Origin of the sequence: Caballeronia sp. dw_276, from assembly GCF_018449635.1 — a bacterium.
Classification (GTDB): Bacteria; Pseudomonadota; Gammaproteobacteria; order Burkholderiales; family Burkholderiaceae; genus Caballeronia.
In genome coordinates this window covers 336,853-359,182 of record NZ_JAAVUV010000007.1, presented here as the reverse complement: position 1 = coordinate 359,182, position 22,330 = coordinate 336,853, and the positions used below count along the sequence as shown (strand labels likewise).

The window sequence follows — 22,330 nt, the reverse complement described above, 5'->3', positions numbered from 1 at the left end:
TTTTATTTGGTGCGGGAAGTGGCTGAACGATTCGCGAAATGACGGCTCGACCATGCAGCCATCACACGAAGGAATTTGGAGCGGGGCTGCAAGCTCGCTTGCTGCCCCTGGCTCGCAGAAAATGTTTGGCAACAACTTTCGTGGAGAACGCGAGTTGCTTTTAATTTAGCTCAAAAACGCCAGTAGCTCAACGCCAATTACGTTTGTCTGACGGACCCGCGTCGCGCTCCGCCGCGTGGCATCGAGAAATCGCCGAAAACGGCAATTCAGTTTTGCGGTTTTATCCGCCAAATATTGGAAGACCAGAGGACACGCGACGCCAACATGAAACGAGCTTGCATTGCGTGCCCAGGTCCAGACGATCAGCCTTGGTCTTGCGCGTGCTGCGCGGCCTGTTCGATCAACGCCGCCACTTCCTTCGGATGCGATTCATAAACGGAATGGCTGGCGCCCGGGATCTCGACGGTATGGCTGTGGGCGCGCGCAGCGTACATGCGTTCAAGATCCGGGTTGATGATCTTGTCCGACTTCGCGACCATGTACCAGCTCGGTTTCGTCTTCCACGCCGGGTCGGGAATCTCGCCGCTGAATACCGATGCCGCCGTCGGCATTTGTGCATTCGCTTCGAACTGGGCCTGCTTGAGCGGCAGGTCGGCGGCGAAGTCAGCCGGATAATCGGCCGGATTCAAAAACAGGAAACCGTCCGGCGTCTTCACGACAGCCTTTGTGGAGTTCGGATACTTCTTGCCGTTGCTCACTTCCGTTTCGCCCACATCGAGTGCATGCGCCGCGATATAAACCAGGGCTTTGACATGCGGATCGTTGCCGGCTTCCGTGATGATCGCACCGCCATAGCTGTGCCCCACGAGTACGACCGGGCCATCTTCACGATCCAGAACGCGCTTGGTCGCCGTCACGTCTTCGCCAAACGACGTCAACGGCTCTTGCACCAGCTTCACGTTGTATCCGTCCTTCGTCAGGATATCGTAGACGGGCCGCCATCCTGCGCCACCCACGAATGCGCCGTGTACCAGAACGATGTTCTTGATCGGGCCATGCGCCGAAGACGTCGCGGTCATGGCGACGGGCGCGTCCTGCTGGTCTTGCGCCGGTTTCATTTGCATCTGCATTTGCTGCGCAAATGCGCCGGTCGATACCAATGCGCTTGCGATAAGCGACAAAGCCAACTTTGCGTGAACCTTCATTTTCAACTCCAGGATGTAAGTGGTGTGTGTAGGGGCGAACACCGCCATGTCCCGGCTATTCCATTCGATCGAAAAAAATTTTGCTTTTGAATGTCACGTTAAAGATTGGCGTTCGTGTGCCGTTAATCAGCCTTGGAGTTTCGAGGCGATGTTGCGTCGAGCTCGGGCTGGATCGCAATTTTCTTCTGCGCGTTCCGGTCATCCAACAGAGGGATGCGCGTCGCGTTGCAAAGAGCGCGAGCCGATTTCCCCGCGTGTCTCATGACTTCGAAATTGACGTCATGACAGAGAGACGGCACACCCAAGCCTTCATCGCGATGGCTTACAGCATGGAAAGCTACGGGCGCGGCGTGATCATTTCGGAAACCTTGCAGAATGATTAATCTGCCGCTCGGCCATGTGCATTCGTACCTCTCAAACTCAAATAACAAGGTCATGTTGATGAATCAGTTCAAAGTTGTGACGCGCCTCTCGGTCGCTTTTGGTGCATTGCTGGTGTTGCTCGGCGTGGTGGCATTCGTCGGTCTGTTCGGGATGTCGAGGATCAACGACACGCTGACAAACATCGTCGATCGCAGCACGCAAGAGATGACGCTGGCGCAGACCATGCGTTCTTCGCTCGACCAGCGTTCGATCGCAATACGCGACATGCTTTTGTTCGAAGACGAAAAAGAGGTCAAGGCCAACGTCGACAAAATCAAACACGAGGAAGGCATCTACGACGATGCATCGCGAGCGCTCGCCGAGACGTTTGCATCGAGTGGACAGATCAGTGACACCGAGCAGACGCTCCTGAGCAAGCTCAAGTCGGACGAAGCGACCACGATGCCGCTGATGGCACGCACGGCACAGCAGATCTTGTCGAACGATAAAACGTCCGCTAACCAATCGCTGATACAAGAGGTGCGCCCGAAGCAGATCGAATGGCGCGGGACGTTGCGCTCGCTGATCGAACTCGAAAAGAAAACCATGTTCGACGATGCCAGCCGCGCCCATGCCAGCTATGCGCGCCTTCGCGTGGTGACGCTCGGCGCGACGTTGGCCGCGTTGATCGTCGGTGTCGTGGCCGCGATGGTAATCACGCGCAGCATCTTGAAGCAACTCGGCGCGGAACCCGGCGAAGCGCAGCGTGTGGCAAGCGAGATTGCGAGTGGCAATCTGACCGTGCCCGTCGTTCTTGATCGCGATGATGACCGTAGCCTGATGGCATCGCTTGAAGCAATGCGTGCGCAGTTGAGCGCGATCGTCAGCGGCATCAAGACGTCGGCGGATTCGATTGCAGTAGCGGCGAACGAGATGGCGCAGGGCAACCTGGACCTGTCGCAGCGCACGGAGGAGCAGGCAGCGTCGCTGCAGGAGACGGCGTCGAGCATGGAAGAACTGACATCCACCGTCAAGCAGAATACCGATAACGCCAAACAAGCCAACATGCTTGCCAAGAGCGCCTCCGAAGCGGCGGCCGCCGGCGGTCATGTTGTCGAGAGCGTGGTCAGCAAGATGCAGGAGATTTCCGCGAGTTCATCGAAGGTCGGCGAGATCATCACGCTGATCGAAGGCATCGCTTTCCAGACGAATATTCTTGCGTTGAACGCTGCCGTGGAAGCGGCGCGTGCGGGCGAACAAGGCAGGGGATTTGCAGTGGTCGCGGGCGAAGTGCGCACGCTCGCGCAACGCTGCGCAAGCGCTGCCAAGCAAGTGAAGGATCAGATCGGCGAGTCGCTCGGGCACGTGGATACGGGCTCGAGCCTTGCCGCCGATGCGGGCCGCAGCATGAACGAGTTGTTGACATCGGTGAGGCATGTGACCGACATCATGGGCGAAATATCGGCGGCTTCTTCGGAACAGAGCACGGGTATCGAACAAGTGAATGTTGCGGTCAGCCAGATGGACGAAGTGACGCAACAGAATGCGGCGCTCGTCGAGCAAGCCACCGCCGCCGCGCAAGCCATGGCGGATCAGGCGAACAGCCTGCGTGAAGCGGTTGGTGTGTTCAGGGTGGCGGGCGGTGGTGATGGTCGGACGCGCATGCTTGCGGCATGAGGTATGAGCGTGCGCATGCTGCCCGGGCGTCGGGCAGGCGAATATGACGCGCTTGTAATCCTGGCGTCAGGCTGGAGCCATGGTCGGGTGAGCAGAATGATGGTCAGGCATGGCTCAATGAAAGCGATGCCGCACTGAAGCTCACTCACACCAAAAGGCAACCATCATGAAAGCATCGATATGCGCAACCATCGCCGCCGCGGTCATCGCGATTCCATCCTTCGCGTTCGCCCAGGCCGACACCTCGAACAATGGCCCAATCACCCGCGCCCAGGTCCGGGCCGATTTGATCAGTGTCGAGAAGGCGGGCTATGACCCGGCCGGCAGCGACATCAACTATCCGGCGGACATTCAAGCGGCCGAAGCGCGCGTGGCCGCCAGCCACGCTTACGGAGGCGCGTCGAATGATTCGGCCAACGGGACCGCGACGCAAAATTCAGGTAACTGATGCAACCCTGGCGTCGCGCGTTGTGCGGCTGTACCTCGCGCGACACCTGGTTGGAATACCTCCGCTTAAATCTCACTGAGGCCTGCGGGTCCAGGTTTCCAGCTCCATATAGGCCGTGCATCAGAGCCTTGTGTAAGCCGCTGCTAATTGTCGTTTCGCGTTCTGCACCTATGATGAGGTGCGGGTTGGCTCTGAAATCGGGGAGACCAACAAATGAATACAACCCAGACCGTTCGGGCGATGCCCGGCCAATCCGCACCTACGGCGCTCATGCGTCTTGCCAAGACGCGTCGATAACGCACGTTGTTTCCATGAGGTGAGGATAGGGTGTCATGTTCAACAGTTGGATGGGCGGAGCAGGCACGCTCGCCGGGATTTTGCTTGGATTCGCCATCCCTGCGCAGGAAGCGATGCGTGCGCGCAGGGCGATCCATGCGCTGTTGGCCGAGCGTCGGCGGCAGAGCGCGAGCGCCTTCGACGCGCGAGAAATCCTGGAACCTCCGATGAGAGTCCTGTTGGTGGAAGACGACTGGATGATCGGCGAGGTGGTCAGGGACGCGCTCAAAGATGCGTCGTGCGCGGTGGATTGGGTGCGCGACGGACAACAGGCGCTGAGCGCAGTCAGGGTTCATTCATATGAAGCCGTCCTGCTCGATCTAGGCTTGCCGAAGGTGGACGGCATGAATGTCCTGAATGCCATTCGCGCCAGCAACAACACCATTCCCGTTCTCATCATCACGGCGCGCGATGCCGTCGCCGACCGCATTCGCGGCCTTGACGGCGGCGCCGACGACTACGTTCTCAAGCCGTTTGAAATGACCGAAGTGCTGGCGCGCCTGCGGGCGATCGTGCGGCGCCGTGCGGGCATCGCCGCACCGGTGCTGACGAATGGGATCATATCGCTGGACCCCGCAACGCACGAGGCGCACTCTCCGGAAGCGTCATTAAGGCTTTCCGCGCGTGAATTTGCGTTGCTGCATGCGTTGATGATCCGTCCCGGCGCAATCCTGTCGCGCACGGAACTCGAAGACCGCATCTACGGCTGGAACGAAGAGGTCGAAAGCAACGCGGTCGAATTCCTGATTTACTCGCTGCGGCGCAAGCTCGGCAGCGATACGATCAAAAACGTCAGGGGTGTCGGATGGATGGTGTCGAAAGGCGGGTAGGGCAGTCGCTCCAGTTGCGGCTGTCCAAGTGGCTCGCAATTGCCGTTCTTCTGAGTGCCGTCGCGGCGGGAATTTTTTCGTTCAAGGCCGCGTTTCACGAAGCCAATGAAATCCAGGACCTGCAGCTCAAGGAAGTGGCCGCGCTCGTCACGGCGGACAATCTGGTGTTCATCGAAGAAGGCTCGTTGCATTATGTGCCGGACTTCGAGCGGGAAGCGAAAGTGATCGTGCAGAGGCTTGGCAATCACTCTGCGCAGCGCCCGCTCGACTTGCCGTCCACGCTCACTGATGGCATTCAGACTCTCAGGCTCGATAAGCACGAATGGCGCGTCGTCGTCCGCACGCTCGCGCCAGGAGTTCGCGTGGCCGTTGGCCAGCAGACTTCCGACAGAAATGAAATCGCCCGCAACAGTGCCGTCGCAACATTGATTCCTTTTGTCGTGCTGGCGCCGGTTCTGGTCGGCGTTGTGTTCCTCCTGGTCAGGCACATGTTCAGGCCGCTCACGCGGCTCGCCGCCGAACTCGATGCACGCCCGGACCACGATTTATCGGAGATACGTGTGGGTGGAGGCGCGCAACTTCCCGCGGAGATCGTCCCGTTCCTTGTCGCCAACAACCGCTTGCTTGCGCGCGTCGCTCAGTCCGTTGCGTTGCAACGGCGATTCGTCGCCGACGCCGCGCACGAGCTACGCTCCCCGCTCACCGTGCTGATGTTGCAGGCCGAGCGGCTTGATCTGTCTGAGATGTCCGCGCAGGCGCGCGAGCGGTTCACGGCTTTGCGAAACGGTCTCATGCGCGCCCGTGCTTTGGTCGAGCAGTTGTTGACGCTTGCGCATGTGCAGGAAGCGAATGGCATCGAAGCCAGCCATACTCCGGTCGCGCCGGCGTTCCGGCGCGTGCTGGAAGACTTGATCCCGCTTGCGCAGGCGCGGCAGATCGATATTGGTGTGACCGGCGACGCTGATACGTGGGTACCGGCAAGTGAAGCAGACCTCGGCACCGTGCTGAAAAATCTCGTCGATAACGCCATTCGCTACACGCCTGAAGGGGGCCGCGTGGATTTGTCGGTGCATGCCGGTGCCGGTCAAACGTCGATCGTTGTCGAGGACACAGGTCCTGGAATCCCCGCCGATGAGCGCGAACGTGTATTTGACCGGTTCTATCGCGTACTTGGGACGGGCGAGAGCGGCTCAGGGCTGGGCTTGTCCATTGTGCAGACGATTGCGACGAGGATTGGAGCGAGTATCGCGCTCGGCGATGCAACATGGGCAGACGGCCGCGGAGGCCTTCGCGTCATGCTGACGTTTCCTGTGAGCAGCGAAATGCCAGTAATTGTCGAGGCGGTTGTATAGATGGAGGTGATTAGGGTTATCGCCAGTATCTTGAATTCTTAGAAAATTTGTATGATGACCACATCACCCAACAAATTTAGATGCTGCGCACATGTTCGAAAAAATCCCCGCACGGGCGTTGAGCGACTCCGTTGCTCAACAACTCTTGCATCAAATTGAGAAGGGTGGCTTCGCGAGTACCGGAAAATTACCGACCGAAGCGGTGCTGGCGCAGGAGTTCGGCGTCAGCCGGACCGTTGTGCGGGAAGCCATATCCCGGCTCAAGAACGAGGGCATGGTCGAGCCGCGGCAAGGTAGCGGCGTTTTTATCGTCGAGCGGGCGGGTATCCGGCCGCTGCGCATCGACTACGCGCAGGCAGTCGAGCCGGGCGCGGTCGTGCAGATCCTGGCGCTGCGCCGGGCCATCGAAGCCGAAGTCGCGGCGGAAGCCGCCATGCGCCGGACCGACGAACAGATGGACATCATCGAAGCCAAGCTGTCCCAAATCGATGTTGCCGTGGCGCAAGGCGACGATGGCGTCACCGAGGACGTGGAGTTTCACCGCGCCATTGCAAGCGCCACGGGCAACCCTTATTTCCTCGCGACGCTCGCTTTTCTGAATCAGTATCTGGAAGCGGGAACGCTGGTTACGCGACGCAATGAAGCGTTGCGCGAAGACTTTTCAAGGCAAGTGCGCGAGGAGCATGCGCGCATTGCAGCGGCCATTCGCGCGCGCGATCCGCTGGCCGCGCGCAATGCAGCCCAAACCCATTTGTACAACGCCGCTCGCCGCCTGGCGGAAGCCGGCATCTGCTGAAAATAAATCAGAAGGATTACGAAATGTCCAGAAACGTAGGCGTAATCGGTTTGGGTGCAATGGGTCTGGGCGTCGCGCGCTCGCTGTTGCGTGCAGGCTTCAAGGTACATGCATGCGACGTACGTGCACAAGTGCTCGAAGCGTTTGCTGCCGAAGGCGGAATCGCGTGCGCCACGCCGGCAGAACTCGGCAGCCAATGCGAGGTTGTCGTGACGGTTGTCGTCAACGCGGCGCAGACCGAGACGGTGCTATTCGGCACCGACGCTCAACCGGGCGCGGTTCCATCGATGAAACCCGGCGGCGTGGTGCTCGCATGCGCGACGGTGTCGCCCGCGTTCGCCATCGAACTGGGCAAACGCGTGGAAGCAGCCGGTCTCCAGATGCTGGATGCGCCTTTGTCGGGGGGCGCTGCACGCGCGGCTTCGGGCGAGATGACCATGATGACATCCGGTCCCGCCGCCGCGTACGCCGCATGCGAAGACGTGCTCGCCGCGATCGCCGGCAAGGTGTACAGGCTGGGAGACACCCACGGCAAAGGATCGAAGGTCAAGATCATCAACCAGTTGCTTGCCGGCGTGCATATCGCCGCGGCCGCTGAAGCCATGGCGCTCGGTTTGCGCGAAGGCGTGGACCCCGACGCGCTCTACGATGTCATCACGCATAGCGCCGGTAACTCGTGGATGTTCGAGAATCGCGTGCCGCATATTCTCGCGGGCGATTACACGCCGCTTTCCGCCGTCGATATCTTCGTGAAGGACCTCGGCCTCGTTCTCGATACCGCCCGTGCGTCCAAATTCCCGCTGCCGTTATCGGCTGCCGCGCACCAGATGTTCATGATGGCTTCGACAGCCGGGCATGGCGGCGAGGACGACTCGGCGGTCATCAAGATCTTCCCGGGCATCGATGTACCGAAGGGAGCGAAGTGATGACAAAAGCCTTGCTTGGCTGCATAGCCGACGACTTCACCGGCGCGACCGATCTCGCCAACATGCTTGTGCGCAGCGGCATGCGTGCGGTGCAGACCATCGGCATTCCTGCATCGAATACTGAAATTGAGGCCGACGCGCTGATCGTTGCGTTGAAGTCGCGCACTATCCCGGCAGCGGATGCCATCGCGCAGTCGCTGGCCGCACTGGAATGGCTGCGCGCGCAAGGGTGCCAGCAGTTCTTGTTCAAATACTGCTCGACCTTCGATTCCACCGATGAAGGCAACATAGGTCCTGTTGCGGATGCCTTGCTCGATGCGCTCGGCGACGATTTCACCATTGCGTGTCCCGCGTTTCCGGAGAATGGGCGCACGATCTATCGCGGGTATTTGTTTGTCGGCGATGTCTTGTTGAGCGAGTCGGGCATGCAGAACCATCCGCTTACGCCCATGACTGATCCGAACCTCGTGCGCGTGTTGCAGCGGCAGACGAAATCAAAGGTTGGATTGATCGCGTACAACGTGATCGCGAAAGGCGCACAGGCCGTGCGCGAGAAGATCGCGGCGCTGAAAAGCGAGGGCGTGCGGCTTGCCATCGCCGATGCCATTTCCGATGCCGATCTTTATGTGCTCGGCGAGGCGTGTGCGGAACTGAAGTTGATCACGGGAGGGTCAGGCATCGCGCTCGGCTTGCCACACAACTTCCGTGCTTCGAACTTGTTGGCTGAAGCCAGGCATGCGTCGGAGTTGCCGAAGATCGAAGGCAGATCGGTCGTGCTTGCGGGCAGTGCATCGAAGGCAACCAATGAACAAGTCGCGGAGTGGCGCGAGACCAAACCCGGCTTTCGCATCGATCCGCTGGCGTTGTCTCGCGGCGAACCCGTGGTCGAACAGGCGCTTGCATTCGCAGCAGAACATTCGGCGCAACCCGTGCTGATCTACGCCACCTCCACGCCCGACGAAGTGAAGGCCGTTCAAAAAGAACTCGGCGTCGATAAAGCGGGGCATCTGGTCGAACAGGCGCTGGCATCGATTGCGTCAAAGCTACGCGATGCCGGTGTGCGCAAGTTCGTGGTCGCCGGTGGTGAAACTTCGGGCGCCGTGGTCCAGGCCCTTGGCGTGAAGTCGTTGCGCATTGGCGCACAGATCGATCCGGGTGTTCCGGCGACCCAGTCCATTGGCGATCAACCCATCGGTCTCGCATTGAAGTCCGGCAATTTCGGCACGAAGGATTTCTTCGTGAAGGCGCTGAAGGCTCTGGACGGAGCGGCCTGATCATGACCAACACTGAAACACGTATTCGCGAGGAAATCTGCGAGACGGGCGCGAGTCTCTACGAACGCCGATACACCGTTGGCAGCGCAGGCAATATCAGCGCGCGCCTCGACGACGGCTGGCTCATTACGCCAACCGACGCATGCCTCGGCCGGCTCGATCCCGCCGACATAGCCAAGGTCGATACCGCCGGCAATCACGTCTCGGGCGGCAAGCCTTCCAAGACGCTCGCCCTGCACAGAAAGATCTACGAAAACAATCGCGATGCGCATGGCGTTGTCCACACGCATTCCACGCATCTCGTTGCGTTGACGCTTGGCGGCGTCTGGCGCAAGGACGACGTGCTGCCGCCCATCACGCCGTACTACGTGATGAAAGTCGGGCACGTGCCGCTAATTGAATATCGGCGACCCGGCGATCCCGCCGTTGCAGAAGAGGTCGCGGCGCTGGCGTCGAAAGTGCGCGCCGTGCTGCTGGAACGTCTTGGACCGGTCGTATGGGAAAAGTCGGTGAGCCATGCGTCCTACGCGCTGGAGGAACTCGAGGAAACCGCGCGGCTGTGGATGCTGGCTCTTTCAACCAATGCACCCCTTCCTGAGCCGCTCGAAGAAGCGGCCATCGATGACTTACGCAAGACCTTCAACGCGCGATGGTAGCGCAGCGGGTCTGATCGCCCAACTTGAATCCTGGAGACAAGCATGACACCTGAACAAGCCGTGCCGCCGGGCGGTACGCGCGCGCCCGCAGCCGCCCGTTACGACGACAAAGAACTCGCGCGTACTTACAAGAAGGTCTTCTGGCGCATCGTGCCGTTCCTGATGCTCTGTTATGTGGTCGCTTATCTGGATCGCGTGAATGTTGGTTTTGCCAAGCTTCAGATGTCGCAGGATCTCGGGTTTAGCGAGACGGTATTCGGCCTTGGTGCAGGCGTATTTTTCCTAGGCTATTTTCTGTTCGAACTGCCAAGCAATATCCTGATGCACAAGATCGGCGCGCGCATCTGGATTGCGCGGATCATGATTACGTGGGGCATACTTTCCGCGCTCTTCGTATTCGTCAAGACGCCGACGCAATTCTATGTGTTGCGATTTCTTCTGGGTCTGGCCGAAGCCGGTTTCTATCCTGGCGTGATCCTGTACCTGACTTACTGGTTTCCATCGCACCGGCGCGCAAAGATTGTCGCGGTCTTCATGTCGGCGATTCCGGTTGCGGGTATCTTCGGTAATCCCCTGTCTGGCTGGATCGTGCAGACCTTTTCGGACAGCCGCCACTTCGAAGGCTGGCAATGGATGTTTCTTATCGAAGCGGTTCCGGCACTGCTCATCGGTATTGCGACCATTCTTTATCTCGACAACAACATTCGCAGCGCGAAGTGGCTGACCGAACCAGAAAAGCGTTTGCTGGAACATGAAATCAGCACGCAACCGCAACACGAAGGCGACAGTACGAAGCATTCGCTGCGCGCGCTTTTCGCCGACGGTCGCATGTGGTGGATGTCGCTGATCTATTTCGCATTCGTGACCGGGCAATACGGCCTGACGTTCTGGATGCCGACTTTCATCAAGTCGACGGGCGTGACCGGCGCATTCAACATCGGCTTGTTGAGCGCGATCCCGTTCCTGGTTGCGATTGTCGTGATGAACATTCTGGGTCATAGCGCCGACAAACATCGCGAACGCCGCTGGCATCTGATCCTGCCCTCGCTTGCAGCAGCAATTGGTTTCTCGGTTGCGGCATCGTTTGCGGGCAACACCGTGGTATCAATCATTGCGTTGTCCGTGGCCGCCGCCGGCGTGCTGACCTGCGCACCGCTCTTCTGGTCACTGCCCACGGCGTTCATGTCGGGCGCGGCTGCAGCAGCGGGTATCGCGGTGATCAACTCGATTGGCAACCTCGCCGGCTTTGCGAGCCCGTACATGATCGGGTATCTCAAGGACCTTACGCATAGCACCGCGAGCGGCATGTATGTGCTTGCAGGAATGCTCGTGATTGGGGCCATTGCCACGTGGCTCGTGCCGCCCAAGCTCGTGAATCGCTGAACTGAAAAGGAGTTAATGTCATGCCCCGTTTTGCCGCCAATCTCACGATGATGTACACCGAGCACGACTTCCTCGACCGCTTCGCCGCCGCGGCGAAGGACGGCTTCAAGGCTGTGGAGTTCCTGTTTCCGTACGACTTCGCCGCTGCAGATATCAAGGCGCGTCTCGATGCAAACGGTCTTACGCAAGCCTTGTTCAATGCGCCCCCGGGCGACTGGGCGGCAGGTGAACGCGGGATTGCATCGCTGCCGGGACGCGAGGAAGAGTTCGCCCGTTCGCTCGATAAAGCGCTTGAATACACCGCCGTGCTCGGCAACAAGACGCTGCACGTGATGGCCGGTCTGATCAAGCCCGAGCAGTCGCGCGAGGAGCATCGTGCGGTTTATCTGAAGAATCTCGAACGAGCTGCGAGCGCGGCGCTTTCTGCGGGTATCAAGGTGGTTATCGAACCAATCAATACGCGCGATATCCCGGGCTTCTTTCTCAATCGTCAGGACGATGCTCAGGCGATCTGCGCCGAAGTCGGCTCGCCGAATCTTCAGGTGCAGTTCGATTGCTACCACTGCCAGATAGTTGAAGGCGACCTTGCCGTCAAGCTCAAGCGCGACATGAAACGTGCGAACGCGGGCATCGGACATATCCAGATTGCAGGCGTGCCGGATCGTAACGAGCCTGACGTCGGCGAACTGAATTATCCGTACCTTTTCGATCTCATCGATTCGCTGGGCTATGACGGCTGGATTGGCTGCGAATACAGGCCGAAAGCGGCGACATCGGATGGTCTCGGCTGGATCAAACCCTATCTGCAACATGCGTGAGTGACGTCATGAACATTCTCATTACCGGCGGCGCCGGATTTCTCGGCCAGCGGCTCGCACGCGGCCTGCTTGAACGCGGCACGCTGATGGGCAAGCCGATCACGGGCCTTACATTGCTCGACGTGGTACGCCCCCCCGATTTCGACGACAAACGTGTTCGTGCCGAGACCGGCGACATCGCGGATAGAAGCGTGCTCGAGCGATGCATCAGCACGGAGACGCATGCGATCTTCCATCTTGCGGCGATCGTGAGCGGTCAGGCGGAAGCGGATTTCGAACTGGGCATGCGCATCAACCTGGATGCATCGCGTCTCTTGCTCGATGTATGCCGTACGCTCGGCCATGCGCCGCGCGTATTGTTCACGAGCTCGGTCGCGGTTTATGGCGGCGCGTTTCCCGACGTCGTTCGCGACAATACCGCGCTGAATCCGCAATCATCGTACGGCACGCAGAAAGCGATTGCGGAGTTGCTGCTGTGCGATTATTCGCGGCGTGGCTTTGTCGATGGACGCGTGCTACGTTTGCCTACAATCAGCGTGCGTCCGGGGCGGCCGAATGCAGCAGCCTCTTCGTTTGCGAGCGGCATCATTCGCGAGCCTTTGAACGGTGAACGCGCCGTATGCCCGGTGATTGGCGACACACGTTTATGGCTTTTGTCGCCGCAAAAAGCAATTGAATCGTTGATCGCCGGTTGCGAGCTCGATCAAGCCGCGCTGGGTTTGTGGCCGGTGGTCAATCTGCCTGGGTTGTCAGTCAGCGTGACGGAAATGGTCGATGCGCTGAAGGACGTCGCTGGCGATGAGGTTGCTGCGTTGATCGACTGGAAGCCGGACCCGAAGATCGAAAAGATCGTTGGAAGCTGGCCGGGCGCGTGGGACGTGTCACGCGGTCAGCAACTGGGTTTAAGCGCGGACAACAATTTCGCCGATGTAATCCGCGCTTTCCGGAAAGGTTGATAGCAGGATACCGGGGATCGCGTCTTAACGCCGCCATCCCCGGACAGCAGCTTAAAGCGCTACTTGTTCACGCCATTTGTATTGCTGCTGCCAGCCAAGCAAGCGCTTCAACTTCTCGTTGCTTAGGAGCGTCTCGAACTCTCCCAACTGCTTCTTCACCGGCACGCCCGGGTAGAACTCCTTGAGCAAATCCGCGGTCGGCCGATCCGACGATACATCGTCAGCCGCCACGTTCATCACTTCAAAGCCGAGCCCGTCTTTTTCGATGCCAAGCCGGCACGCGGTCGCCAGATCGCGGCCATCGATATAACTCCACGCAATGCGCTTGCGCAGGCCGGGGTCTTTGAGCCACGTCGGGAATTTCTGATAATCGATCGGGTCCAGTACGTTGCCGATCCGGAAGCAATAAATATCCGCACCCGTGCGCGCATGGAATGCCTTGGCGGTGACCTCGTTGATCACCTTGGACATGGCGTAGCTGTCCATGGGATCGACCGGATATTCTTCGTCGAGCGGAAAGTATTCCGGATTGCGATGCCGGTGCGCGAACACCACGCCATACGTGGTCTCGCTCGACGCGACGATCACTTTCTTGATGCCGAGCTTAGACGCTGCATCGAGCACGTTATAAGTCGCCATCACGTTGATGCGGAAGACTTCGTTATCTGGCGTGATTAGGATTCGCGGAATCGCGGCGAAGTGAACGATTGCATCGATAGGCTTGGGTTCGATGTCATCTTCGAACTCCTTGAGTACAGTCGTCGATGCCAGCGCGTTGAACACCTGTCCTGCATCGGTCAGGTCAGTGATCAACGTCCGTGCGATGGGCTTCGCCATCGGCACGCGGTCGAGGTTCAACACTTCGTAGCCGTGCGCAACAAGATCCTCAACGACCCATTTGCCGGCCAGCCCGCTGCCGCCGGTCACTATTACTCGCTTCGTCATGTCTCGTGCTCCTGATCTGGTTTTGTAAGGGCGTCACCTTGAGACGCATGTTACAGACGCGCGGGTGCGGGTTCTGTGACGAACTTCATAGTCACGCAATGCAGCGCATCAGGGACAACCCCGATGCACATGTATGACGCTCGTCACAGACTCGCCTGGCCCCTGCCGCCTACGATCCTTCTAAACCAGAATCAGATCAAGGAGACATCGGTGGCTGCAATATCGTCCAAAGAAGATCCGCACCGGCAATCGACGGGATTCACGTCGACATTGCGCGGCTTGCTCAAGATCCGCGAGTTGAACATCTTCTCGGTATTGCTGCTGGTCGGAATCCTGATCAGCATCTTTTCCCCGTATTTCCTTACTACCAACAACCTGATGGGCGTCTTCAGGTCGTTCTCGCTGATCGCCATTATGGCCATTGGCATGATGCTCGTGATCATCACGGGCGGCATCGATTTGTCAGTGGGATCGGTGATGGGGCTTTCGTCGCTCGTGACCGCGCTGGCGTTTCAGCATGGCGCAGGTCCCGTTGTCGCGGTCATCGCGGGACTGGTGGTGGGGCTTGCGGTTGGATGCTTCAACGGCTTGCTGATCACATGGATCCAGTTGCCGCCGTTCATCGCCACGTTGGGCACGTTGAGCATAGGGCGCGGGTTGATGTACATGATCACGAAGGGCGTTCCAGTGACACCCGATGTACCCGACAGCTTTACGTTCATCGGTCAGGGATATGTTGGTTTCGTGCCATTCCCGGTGATCATCATGATCGTCATGACCATCTGCTTTTCCGTGCTGATGCGGCAAACGCGTTTCGGCCGGCACGTCTACGCCACCGGCGGTAACGAAATGGCGGCGCGTCTTAGCGGCGTACGTACCTTTCGAGTCAAGTTCATCGTCTATGCGTTGTCGGGTCTCATCGCTTCCATTGCCGGCATTGTCAGTTTCTCGCGGTTTGTGTCGGCGGAACCGGCATCGGGTTTCGGCGCTGAGCTGGATGTGATCGCCGCGGCGGCGATTGGCGGCGCGAGTCTTTCAGGCGGCGCGGGCAGTGTGGAAGGCGCGATCATTGGCGCGGCGCTCGCAGGGATCATCACGAATGGCGTGGTGCTTTTGAACATCGATACCTACGCGCAGCAGGCCATTACGGGCTGCGTCATCCTGCTTGCAGTCAGCATCGATATCTGGCGCGTGCGCCGAAAGGGACGTTGAGGTTCTCGATTCCCTAACTCTGTTTCACCACTAAAAAATAGACCTCTTGGAGACGAAAATGGATAAAGCATTTCGCAGCGTAATGAGCATTGCCGTGGCTACAGTCGCGCTTTCAATAGGTGCATCAGCCCACGCCAAGGACGCAAAGGATATCTCCGTTGCAGTGGTCCCAAAGGTGGCCGTTCCCTTCTTCGATGATTGCAACAAGGGCGCGCAGACATCCGCCGACAAGCTCGGCGTGAAGTATCAATGGGTCGTGCCGCAAAACACGCAAGGCTCCACGCAGGTCAAGATCATTGAGGATCTGATTTCAAAACATGTTGACGGCATCGCCATTTCCGTCAATGAGCCGAAGTCTGTCGAAAGCGTGATGAAACGCGCTCAGCAAAGCGGCATCAAGGTACTGACGTTCGATTCGGATTCGCCGAAGAGCGGGCGCTCGATGTACATAGGCACGAATAACGAATCGGCCGGCGCGACGATGGCAGAGACAATGGGCAAGGCGCTCGGCGGCAATGGCGAAGTTGCGATCATTACCGGGCAACTCGGCGCGGTGAATTTGAATGAACGCATTGCGGGCATCAAGAAAGGCTTGGCGAAATATCCCGGCATCAAGATCGTTGAAACGCAGGGAACGGACGATGACCTTGCGAAAGGCGTCTCGGTTGTGGAGACCACGTTGCGCGCGCATCCGCAGCTGAAAGGGATTTTTGGCGTGAGTCAGGTTGGCGGGCCGGCGGTATCGAAGGTGCTCAACACCAAGGAATTCGGCGCAATGAAGGGCAAGCTCGAAGTCCTTGCATTCGACGACCTTCCCGACACGCTGAAGGCGCTCAAGGACGGTTCCATTCAAGGGATCATGGTCCAGCGCCCGGTCACCATGGGCTCGCTTGCCGTTGATAACCTGGTTTCGCAGATTCAGGGTAAAGGCGAAGCGCCCAAAGACATCGATACAGGCGTGACGGTGGTGACCAAAGAAAATATCGGCAGCTATACGAAGTAAGCAACGCAATTTTAAGGGAACGTCATGGCAACGCCATTCCTGGAAATGCGCGCTATTTCCAAAACCTTTCCCGGCGTGAAGGCGCTCGATGGCGTGAACCTTCAAATCCGGCAAGGCGAAGTGCTCGCGCTTGCCGGAGAGAACGGGGCAGGCAAAAGCACGCTCATGAAGATCCTGACGGGGATCTATGCGCCTGACCCTGGCGGCAAGATCCTGATAGAGGGCAACGAGGTCGAGATGCGCGATGGCAATCATGCGCGCGCGCTTGGTATCGGCATCATTTATCAGGAGTTGTCGGTCGTCGAGAACCTGAGCGTGGCGGAGAATCTTTTTCTCGCGCGCGAACCGCTTAATCGCCTGGGTTTGCTCGATCGGCCACGCATGGAGCGCGAAGCCAGGACGATGCTTGAAACCATCGAACTGGATGTCGATCCTGGAACGAGGGTAAGTGAATTGAGCGTCGGGCAGCAACAGATGGTCGAGATCGCGAAGGCGCTTGCGCATCAGTCGAAGGTCATCATCATGGATGAACCAACGGCGTCGCTCAGCCATCACGAGACGCGTACCTTGCTGCAATTGATCAAGCGGCTGCGCGAGCGGAACATTGCGGTGGTCTACATCTCGCACAGGCTCGAAGAGATTTTCGAACTGGCCGATCACGTGACGGTTCTACGCGATGGCCGTACCGTCGATACATCGCCTATTGCCGATGTCACGCGTGATTCTCTGGTTCGCATGATGGTCGATCGTGAATTGAGCGACCTGTATCCCGGTGCGGCCAGTTCTCATGCGAGTGACGTTCCCGTGCTCGAAGTTCGCGATCTGTCGTTGCGCGCCGCCAAGGGCGGCGACGCGCGCATCAAAGATATCAACTTCACGCTGCATAGAGGGGAAATTCTCGGCGTTGCGGGATTGGTCGGATCGGGGCGCACGGAGATCATGGAGATGATTTTCGGCATTCGTCCCTGCACGGGAACCATCGCGGTCGACGGGAAGAACGTGACCATCCGCAATCCGCACGATGCGATCGAACATGGCATCGGCTTTGTGACAGAGGACCGCAAAGCGCAAGGACTCGTGCTTGGAATGAGCGTGCGCGAAAACTTCAGCCTCACGCATCTGAAACGCTATTCACCCTTTCAGTTTTTGCAGCGCGCGAAGGAAGAGGAGAGCTGCAAGCAATTCGTGCGAAGTCTGGGGATCAAGACACCAGGCACGGAGCAAAAGGTGGTCAATTTGAGCGGCGGCAATCAACAGAAGATTGTTATCGCCAAATGGGTGGCGCGAAATCCAAAGGTACTGATTGTCGATGAACCCACCCGCGGTATCGATATAGGCGCAAAAGCCGAGGTGCATGCGCTCCTCGCGCAGCTTGCTTCGCAAGGTATCGGGATCATTGTGATCTCGTCGGATCTGCTCGAAGTGCTTGCCGTCAGCGACAGGATCTTGATCGTGCGTGAAGGACGATTGAATGGCGAAATGACGCGCGCCGAAGCGACACAAGAACGCGTGATGGCGGCAGCCACCGCATGATTTTTTTAACGAACCCAACCAAAAGCCATGACAACGATAGCTGTGATTCACACCGGACCCGTGACCGTTTTGCCGATCAAGGAACAGCTCAATGAACTGATTGCCGACGCGCGCGTGATCAACATCATGGATGACAGCTTGCTCAACGACGTCCGCGCGGCCGGACATCTGACGCCAGAAGTCGCGAGCCGCATTTACAGCTATATGTCGAATGCGCAGGCGATGGGCGCTGACATCATCCTCAACGCCTGTTCATCGGTCGGCGAGGCATCGGATTCGCTTAAAGGTTTTATCCGGACGCCAATCGTCAAGATCGATGAATCGATGGCCGAAGAAGCAAGCGCGATTGGCCGGCGCATTGGCGTGGTGGCAACAGTATCGACAACCCTTGACCCTACCGTTCGCCTGATCCGGCGCAAGGCCGTGGAACTGGGCAGAAGCGTTGACGTGACCGAGCGGATCGCGGAAGGCGCGTTCGAGGCCTTGCTGGCAGGAGATGGCGCGCGCCACGACGAGATCCTCAAGCAGGCGATCGTCTCGCTCGCCGATGAAGTCGACGTCGTGGTCCTCGCGCAAGTATCCATGGCGCGTCTCGTGCCATCGCTTGGAGCGTTGCGCGTACCGGTTCTGTCCAGTCCGCGCAGCGGTGTTGAAGCGGTTAAACGCGCGCTAGCGGCGCTTTGACGTATTGCGCGCTGAATGGGGACGGCGGCGTTGCGAACGTCGCCGGCATGACCCGCGGCGCGGCTGTTGCCTTGTGCGGCAAATAACGCTCTACAAAAACTGGTGTCAGCACGATCTTGCGTTCATGCATGGCGGTCAACCCTTCGGCTTTGAGATCGTTGAAATGTCGGTTGACCGACTCGCGCGACGTGCCAATGAACTCAGCGAGCTTGTCCTGCGGAATCGACAAGTCGATGAGCACCGAGTCGCCCGTATCCGCATAGTCGAACTCAACGCCAATCTGGTTGGCGAACATCACCAGGATGTTGGTGAGCCGCTTGCGGACATCGTGCAAGGACAGGTTTTCTATGAGCTGCTGCGCTTCCTGCCATCGGCGGTAATGACTCTTCAAAACGAATTGATTGATCACGTCATAGCGTGCGAGCAATTGCTTGAAATCCGCTTTGCGAATATAACAAAGCGTGCTCGGCGCAAGCGTCTGCGCATGATGCGAGTAGTTGGCTTCGTTCAGCACGTCGCCGTCGCCGAACAACATGCCCGCCTTGATGAACGACAGGGTGATTTCCTGTCCATCTTCGGTGAGCCGAAATAGCCGCACGCTGCCGCTCTTCAGCAGATAAACGTGATTGCTCGAATCCTCCGGCCGATAAATCGTGGTGTTTTTTCGTACGGTACGGTGCTCGCTGAACGCAGGCATGACCTCATCGAGACAATGACGTTCGATGAGTGAAAGCAGTTCGCTTTTTCCGACAAACCACATTGGGTGTCTCCTTGTACTTTGCCTCGAAAACCGTGGACGGTCATGAGGTGTTTGAATGCACGCTGTCGCTATCATTTTTTCGACTCATCAAGTCTACACAGGGCTTGCATTCGTTTCATGCGATGCAAGCAGGGCACATACGGCATCGGTAACTTGCCGCGTCGTGGCCTTGCCGCCAAGATCACCGGTATGGAGGGAAGGGTCCGCCATCACGCGCTCGATTGCGTTCATCACCGTGCGGGCCGCTTCCATTTCGCCGAGGTGTTCGAGCATCATCACAACGGACCAGAAGGTACCAATCGGGTTTGCAAGCCCCATTCCCATTATGTCGAACGCGGAACCGTGGATAGGCTCGAACATCGACGGGTAGCGGCGTTCCGGATCGAGATTGGCGGTCGGCGCAATGCCAAGACTGCCGGCGAGCGCCGCAGCGAGATCGCTCAGGATATCGGCATGAAGATTGGTCGCTACGATCGTATCGAGCGTCGCAGGGCGGTTCACCATGCGCGCGGTGGCGGCATCGACGAGTTCCTTGTCCCAGGTTACGTCGGGAAATTCTTTCGAGATTTGCAGCGCGATCTCATCCCACATCACCATGGCGTGACGCTGCGCGTTGCTTTTGGTAATGACCGTCAAGCGTTTGCGGGGACGAGACGCCGCAAGGCGAAACGCAAAGCGCAAAATCCGCTCGACGCCGGCGCGCGTCATGATGGAGACGTCGGTGGCGACTTCTATCGGATGCCCATGATGTGCTCGTCCGCCAATTCCTGCATATTCACCTTCGGAATTTTCCCTGACGATCACCCAGTCGAGATCAGCCGGACCGCATCGTTTGAGTGGTGCATCGATCCCTGCAAGAATGCGCGTGGGACGCACGTTCGCGTACTGGTCGAAGCCTTGGCAGATCTTTAGCCGAAGACCCCAGAGTGTGACGTGGTCGGGTATGTCCGGATCCCCGGCCGAACCGAAGAGAATGGCGTCCTTGTCGCGCAGCGCATCGAGGCCGTCGTCCGGCATCATCGAGCCATTCGCACGATAGTAGTCCCCACCCCAGCCAAAATTTTCGAACTCGAATCTGAATGCGCTTGAATGTACCGCGAGCGCTTCGAGCACTTCCTGCCCGGCAGGAACCACCTCCTTGCCAATTCCATCTCCAGGAATGGTTGCGATGCGGTAATTCTTCATATTTATCTCTTGGCGGATTGAACGGCTAATGCATCCTAAGGCGCAAAAGCGCCGGCTAAACGCTGCTAAACTTAAATCGTTCTTAACTTCAAGTTAAGAATCCGGTTTGCTGATAGCCATATAGCCCGAATAAGATGACCTCTCCAATCCAGGCAGAAGACTTGAGCTTCTTTTCTATACTCGCGGGTAGTGGCAGCCTGACAGCGGCCGCCCGCGAACTGGGATTGAGTACCGCCGCGGTAAGCAAGCATCTCGCGCAAATGGAGGCACGAGCAGGCGTCGCTTTGGTCAGCAGGACCACGCGACGAATGAGCCTTACGCCTGAAGGCGAGATCTATGTGGCGCGCGCGCGGCGCATCCTGACAGAAATGGATGAGCTTGCGCAATTGCTCGGCGGTGCGTCCGCTGCGCCAACAGGTCTATTGCGCGTGAACGCAACGCTGGGTTTTGGGAGGAGCCACATCGCGCCGGCGATCTCGCGCTTCGTGCGGATCTATCCAGAGGTCGATGTTCAATTGCAGTTGTCGGTCGATCCGCCTCCGCTTAGCGAAAACGCTTTCGACGTATGCGTGCGCTTCGGCGAACCGCCTGATGCACGTGTCATCGCGCGACAGGTTGCGCCCAACCGGCGCCTGCTCTGCGCTGCTCCGGCCTATTTTGCGGAGCGTCCGCTTCCGCAAACGCCTGATGATCTGGTGCTGCACAATTGCATCGGCATACGTCAGGGCGACGACGGCTACGGCATCTGGCGGCTGATAAGCGGCCACGGTGCTGCGGAGACAACGGAAAGCGTGCGCGTACGTGGCAACCTGACCACAAACGACGGCGAGATTGCGGTGAAGTGGGCGCTCGAGGGGCACGGCATTTTGCTGCGCGCGGAGTGGGACATAGCCGATTACTTGCGCGATGGCAGGCTTCTTCATGTGCTGCCGGAATATCGCACGCCGGGCGCGGATATCTACGCTGTCATTCCGCAGCACTTGCAAACCACGGCGCGAGTTAAGGCGTTCATCGATTTCCTGATTCTTGCCATGCGCGACGATGCTTAAACCAGCGGCAAGCAAATCTCTGTGATTAGATCGGCAGGGGCCGTCTCTTTCGGATTGTTCAGATACTCTTCGAAGGCTGGGGCATCGGCGGCTTCACGTCCTGATTGCATGAGCCACGCTCCGTAAAGCCATTCATACGCGGCCCGCATGTCGCTATAGGGTCCTTTGTGGCGCAGAATCGCATATTGGCCGCCGCGTACATGCGTCAGCCCTACGGGCGCAGCAACCTCGACGTCGCGCGACAACACCACACCCGCCTTCGATCTTAGTTCGGATTCCGGAACGATTCCCGGATCATCGTAGTAGATACCTATCATGCGAATCTCCGGCGAGAGCAATTCGCGGCTTGCGAGCCAGCCGATCAGCGAATCGAATGCCTTGCCGATCTGCATATAGGGTCCCGAATGATCGACGGAAACCACGGTCATTGCCGGGACGTCGCGTATGGTCACTTCGTGTGCTGTCATTTGATTGTCCCCTGTCATGCTTGCCCGAAAGTGAATGTGCTTGCCTTCGTTTCGATACTGCGCCGGCGGTAGGCCAAACGCCAATCTGAACGTGCGTGAAAACGATTGCAAACTGCTATAGCCCGAGCGTTCCGCAATTTCGGCGATTGGCATGTCGTCATTCGCAAGGTAGCCTGCCGCCCGATGCAACCTCAAACGACGCACGGTGGCCGCTACGGTTTCGCCGTACATCGCTTGATAAATGCGGTGCCAGTGATAAGGCGATAAACACGCAATATCAGCCAGCCTGCCGATGTCGAGCGGTTCGTCGAGGTGATCGTGGATATGGTCGAGAACGCGGTTAAGCCGTGTTTCGTAACGAGCTCGATTGAGTAGGTCGTTCATGACTGTCGATAAGATCCGAACGTCGAATGCCGACCAAAGTACCACAGCCCGCTTTACCAAATCCTGCGGATCTGGCTAAGGGAAGTTG

General features: G+C 58.4%; 21 protein-coding genes. 16 read left to right on the top strand and 5 right to left on the bottom strand.

Annotated elements, in window-relative coordinates:
- Positions 1-362: 362 nt before the first annotated feature.
- Positions 363-1,205, bottom strand: a complete 843-nt coding sequence (locus HB633_RS17655; RefSeq protein ID WP_255580970.1) for an alpha/beta hydrolase — start codon at positions 1,203-1,205, stop codon at positions 363-365.
- A gap of 441 nt (positions 1,206-1,646) precedes the next feature.
- Between HB633_RS17655 and HB633_RS31110 the strand changes: the two genes are divergently transcribed.
- From HB633_RS31110 to denD, 11 genes are all read left to right on the top strand, one after another.
- The gene (locus tag HB633_RS31110) at positions 1,647-3,245 is read left to right on the top strand and encodes a methyl-accepting chemotaxis protein (protein WP_213779457.1); all 1,599 of its coding nucleotides are present in this window, start codon (positions 1,647-1,649) and stop codon (positions 3,243-3,245) included.
- Between the two features lie 166 nt (positions 3,246-3,411).
- Positions 3,412-3,693 (top strand): DUF4148 domain-containing protein, encoded by a 282-nt coding sequence (locus tag HB633_RS17645; protein WP_213779456.1) that lies wholly within the window; start codon positions 3,412-3,414, stop codon positions 3,691-3,693.
- 503 nt (positions 3,694-4,196) lie between these two features.
- Positions 4,197-4,859 carry a response regulator transcription factor gene (locus HB633_RS17640; RefSeq protein ID WP_213779520.1) on the top strand — a complete coding sequence of 221 codons (663 nt, stop codon included), beginning with the start codon at positions 4,197-4,199 and terminating at the stop codon, positions 4,857-4,859.
- Entirely contained in the window at positions 4,835-6,211 is a 1,377-nt protein-coding gene (locus tag HB633_RS17635) for an ATP-binding protein (RefSeq protein ID WP_213779455.1), read from the top strand. The genes HB633_RS17640 and HB633_RS17635 overlap by 25 nt, the downstream gene beginning before the upstream one ends.
- A gap of 91 nt (positions 6,212-6,302) precedes the next feature.
- Positions 6,303-7,007 carry a FadR/GntR family transcriptional regulator gene (locus HB633_RS17630; protein ID WP_213779454.1) on the top strand — a complete coding sequence of 235 codons (705 nt, stop codon included), beginning with the start codon at positions 6,303-6,305 and terminating at the stop codon, positions 7,005-7,007.
- A 23-nt stretch (positions 7,008-7,030) separates the two neighbouring features.
- Entirely contained in the window at positions 7,031-7,933 is a 903-nt protein-coding gene (ltnD, locus tag HB633_RS17625) for an L-threonate dehydrogenase (protein ID WP_213779453.1), read from the top strand.
- Complete coding sequence (gene otnK / locus HB633_RS17620; RefSeq protein ID WP_213779452.1) at positions 7,933-9,207, top strand: 3-oxo-tetronate kinase; 1,275 nt, start codon at positions 7,933-7,935, stop codon at positions 9,205-9,207. The genes ltnD and otnK overlap by 1 nt, the downstream gene beginning before the upstream one ends.
- 2 nt (positions 9,208-9,209) lie before the next feature.
- Positions 9,210-9,863, top strand: a complete 654-nt coding sequence (locus HB633_RS17615) for an aldolase (RefSeq protein ID WP_213779451.1) — start codon at positions 9,210-9,212, stop codon at positions 9,861-9,863.
- Positions 9,864-9,905: 42 nt separating this feature from the next.
- The gene (locus HB633_RS17610) at positions 9,906-11,246 is read left to right on the top strand and encodes an MFS transporter (protein ID WP_213779450.1); all 1,341 of its coding nucleotides are present in this window, start codon (positions 9,906-9,908) and stop codon (positions 11,244-11,246) included.
- A gap of 20 nt (positions 11,247-11,266) precedes the next feature.
- The gene (gene otnI, locus HB633_RS17605; RefSeq protein WP_213779449.1) at positions 11,267-12,064 is read left to right on the top strand and encodes a 2-oxo-tetronate isomerase; all 798 of its coding nucleotides are present in this window, start codon (positions 11,267-11,269) and stop codon (positions 12,062-12,064) included.
- 8 nt (positions 12,065-12,072) lie between these two features.
- Complete coding sequence (gene denD, locus HB633_RS17600) at positions 12,073-13,020, top strand: D-erythronate dehydrogenase (RefSeq protein WP_213779448.1); 948 nt, start codon at positions 12,073-12,075, stop codon at positions 13,018-13,020.
- A 51-nt stretch (positions 13,021-13,071) separates the two neighbouring features.
- Here the strand turns inward: denD and HB633_RS17595 are convergent, their stop codons facing one another.
- Positions 13,072-13,965, bottom strand: coding sequence for an NAD(P)-dependent oxidoreductase (locus HB633_RS17595; protein WP_213779447.1), 894 nt, complete (start codon positions 13,963-13,965; stop codon positions 13,072-13,074).
- A gap of 210 nt (positions 13,966-14,175) precedes the next feature.
- Here HB633_RS17595 and HB633_RS17590 point away from each other — a divergent pair, with 210 nt between their 5' ends.
- From HB633_RS17590 to HB633_RS17575, 4 genes are read left to right on the top strand one after another with little or no spacing between them, the layout of a single operon-like run.
- Positions 14,176-15,177: an ABC transporter permease gene (locus HB633_RS17590; RefSeq protein WP_213779446.1), complete on the top strand. Its 1,002-nt coding sequence runs from the start codon at positions 14,176-14,178 to the stop codon at positions 15,175-15,177.
- 58 nt (positions 15,178-15,235) lie between these two features.
- Complete coding sequence (locus HB633_RS17585) at positions 15,236-16,180, top strand: sugar-binding protein (RefSeq protein WP_213779445.1); 945 nt, start codon at positions 15,236-15,238, stop codon at positions 16,178-16,180.
- A gap of 24 nt (positions 16,181-16,204) precedes the next feature.
- Positions 16,205-17,713, top strand: coding sequence for a sugar ABC transporter ATP-binding protein (locus HB633_RS17580; protein WP_213779444.1), 1,509 nt, complete (start codon positions 16,205-16,207; stop codon positions 17,711-17,713).
- 27 nt (positions 17,714-17,740) lie between these two features.
- Entirely contained in the window at positions 17,741-18,397 is a 657-nt protein-coding gene (locus HB633_RS17575) for an aspartate/glutamate racemase family protein (protein ID WP_213779443.1), read from the top strand.
- Here the strand turns inward: HB633_RS17575 and HB633_RS17570 are convergent.
- Positions 18,372-19,157, bottom strand: coding sequence for a Crp/Fnr family transcriptional regulator (locus tag HB633_RS17570; RefSeq protein WP_213779442.1), 786 nt, complete (start codon positions 19,155-19,157; stop codon positions 18,372-18,374). The genes HB633_RS17575 and HB633_RS17570 overlap by 26 nt on opposite strands.
- Before the next feature lie 93 nt (positions 19,158-19,250).
- A complete protein-coding gene (locus tag HB633_RS17565) occupies positions 19,251-20,342 on the bottom strand; it encodes a tartrate dehydrogenase (protein WP_213779441.1) in 1,092 nt (363 codons plus the stop codon).
- Positions 20,343-20,476: 134 nt separating this feature from the next.
- On the opposite strand from HB633_RS17565, the gene HB633_RS17560 reads away from it, so the two are divergent.
- A complete protein-coding gene (locus tag HB633_RS17560; protein ID WP_213779440.1) occupies positions 20,477-21,391 on the top strand; it encodes a LysR family transcriptional regulator in 915 nt (304 codons plus the stop codon).
- On the opposite strand, the gene HB633_RS17555 is transcribed toward HB633_RS17560, so the two are convergent.
- Positions 21,388-22,242 (bottom strand): AraC family transcriptional regulator, encoded by an 855-nt coding sequence (locus HB633_RS17555; protein ID WP_213779439.1) that lies wholly within the window; start codon positions 22,240-22,242, stop codon positions 21,388-21,390. The two genes, HB633_RS17560 and HB633_RS17555, sit on opposite strands and share 4 nt — an antisense overlap.
- Between the last annotated feature and the right edge of the window lie 88 nt (positions 22,243-22,330).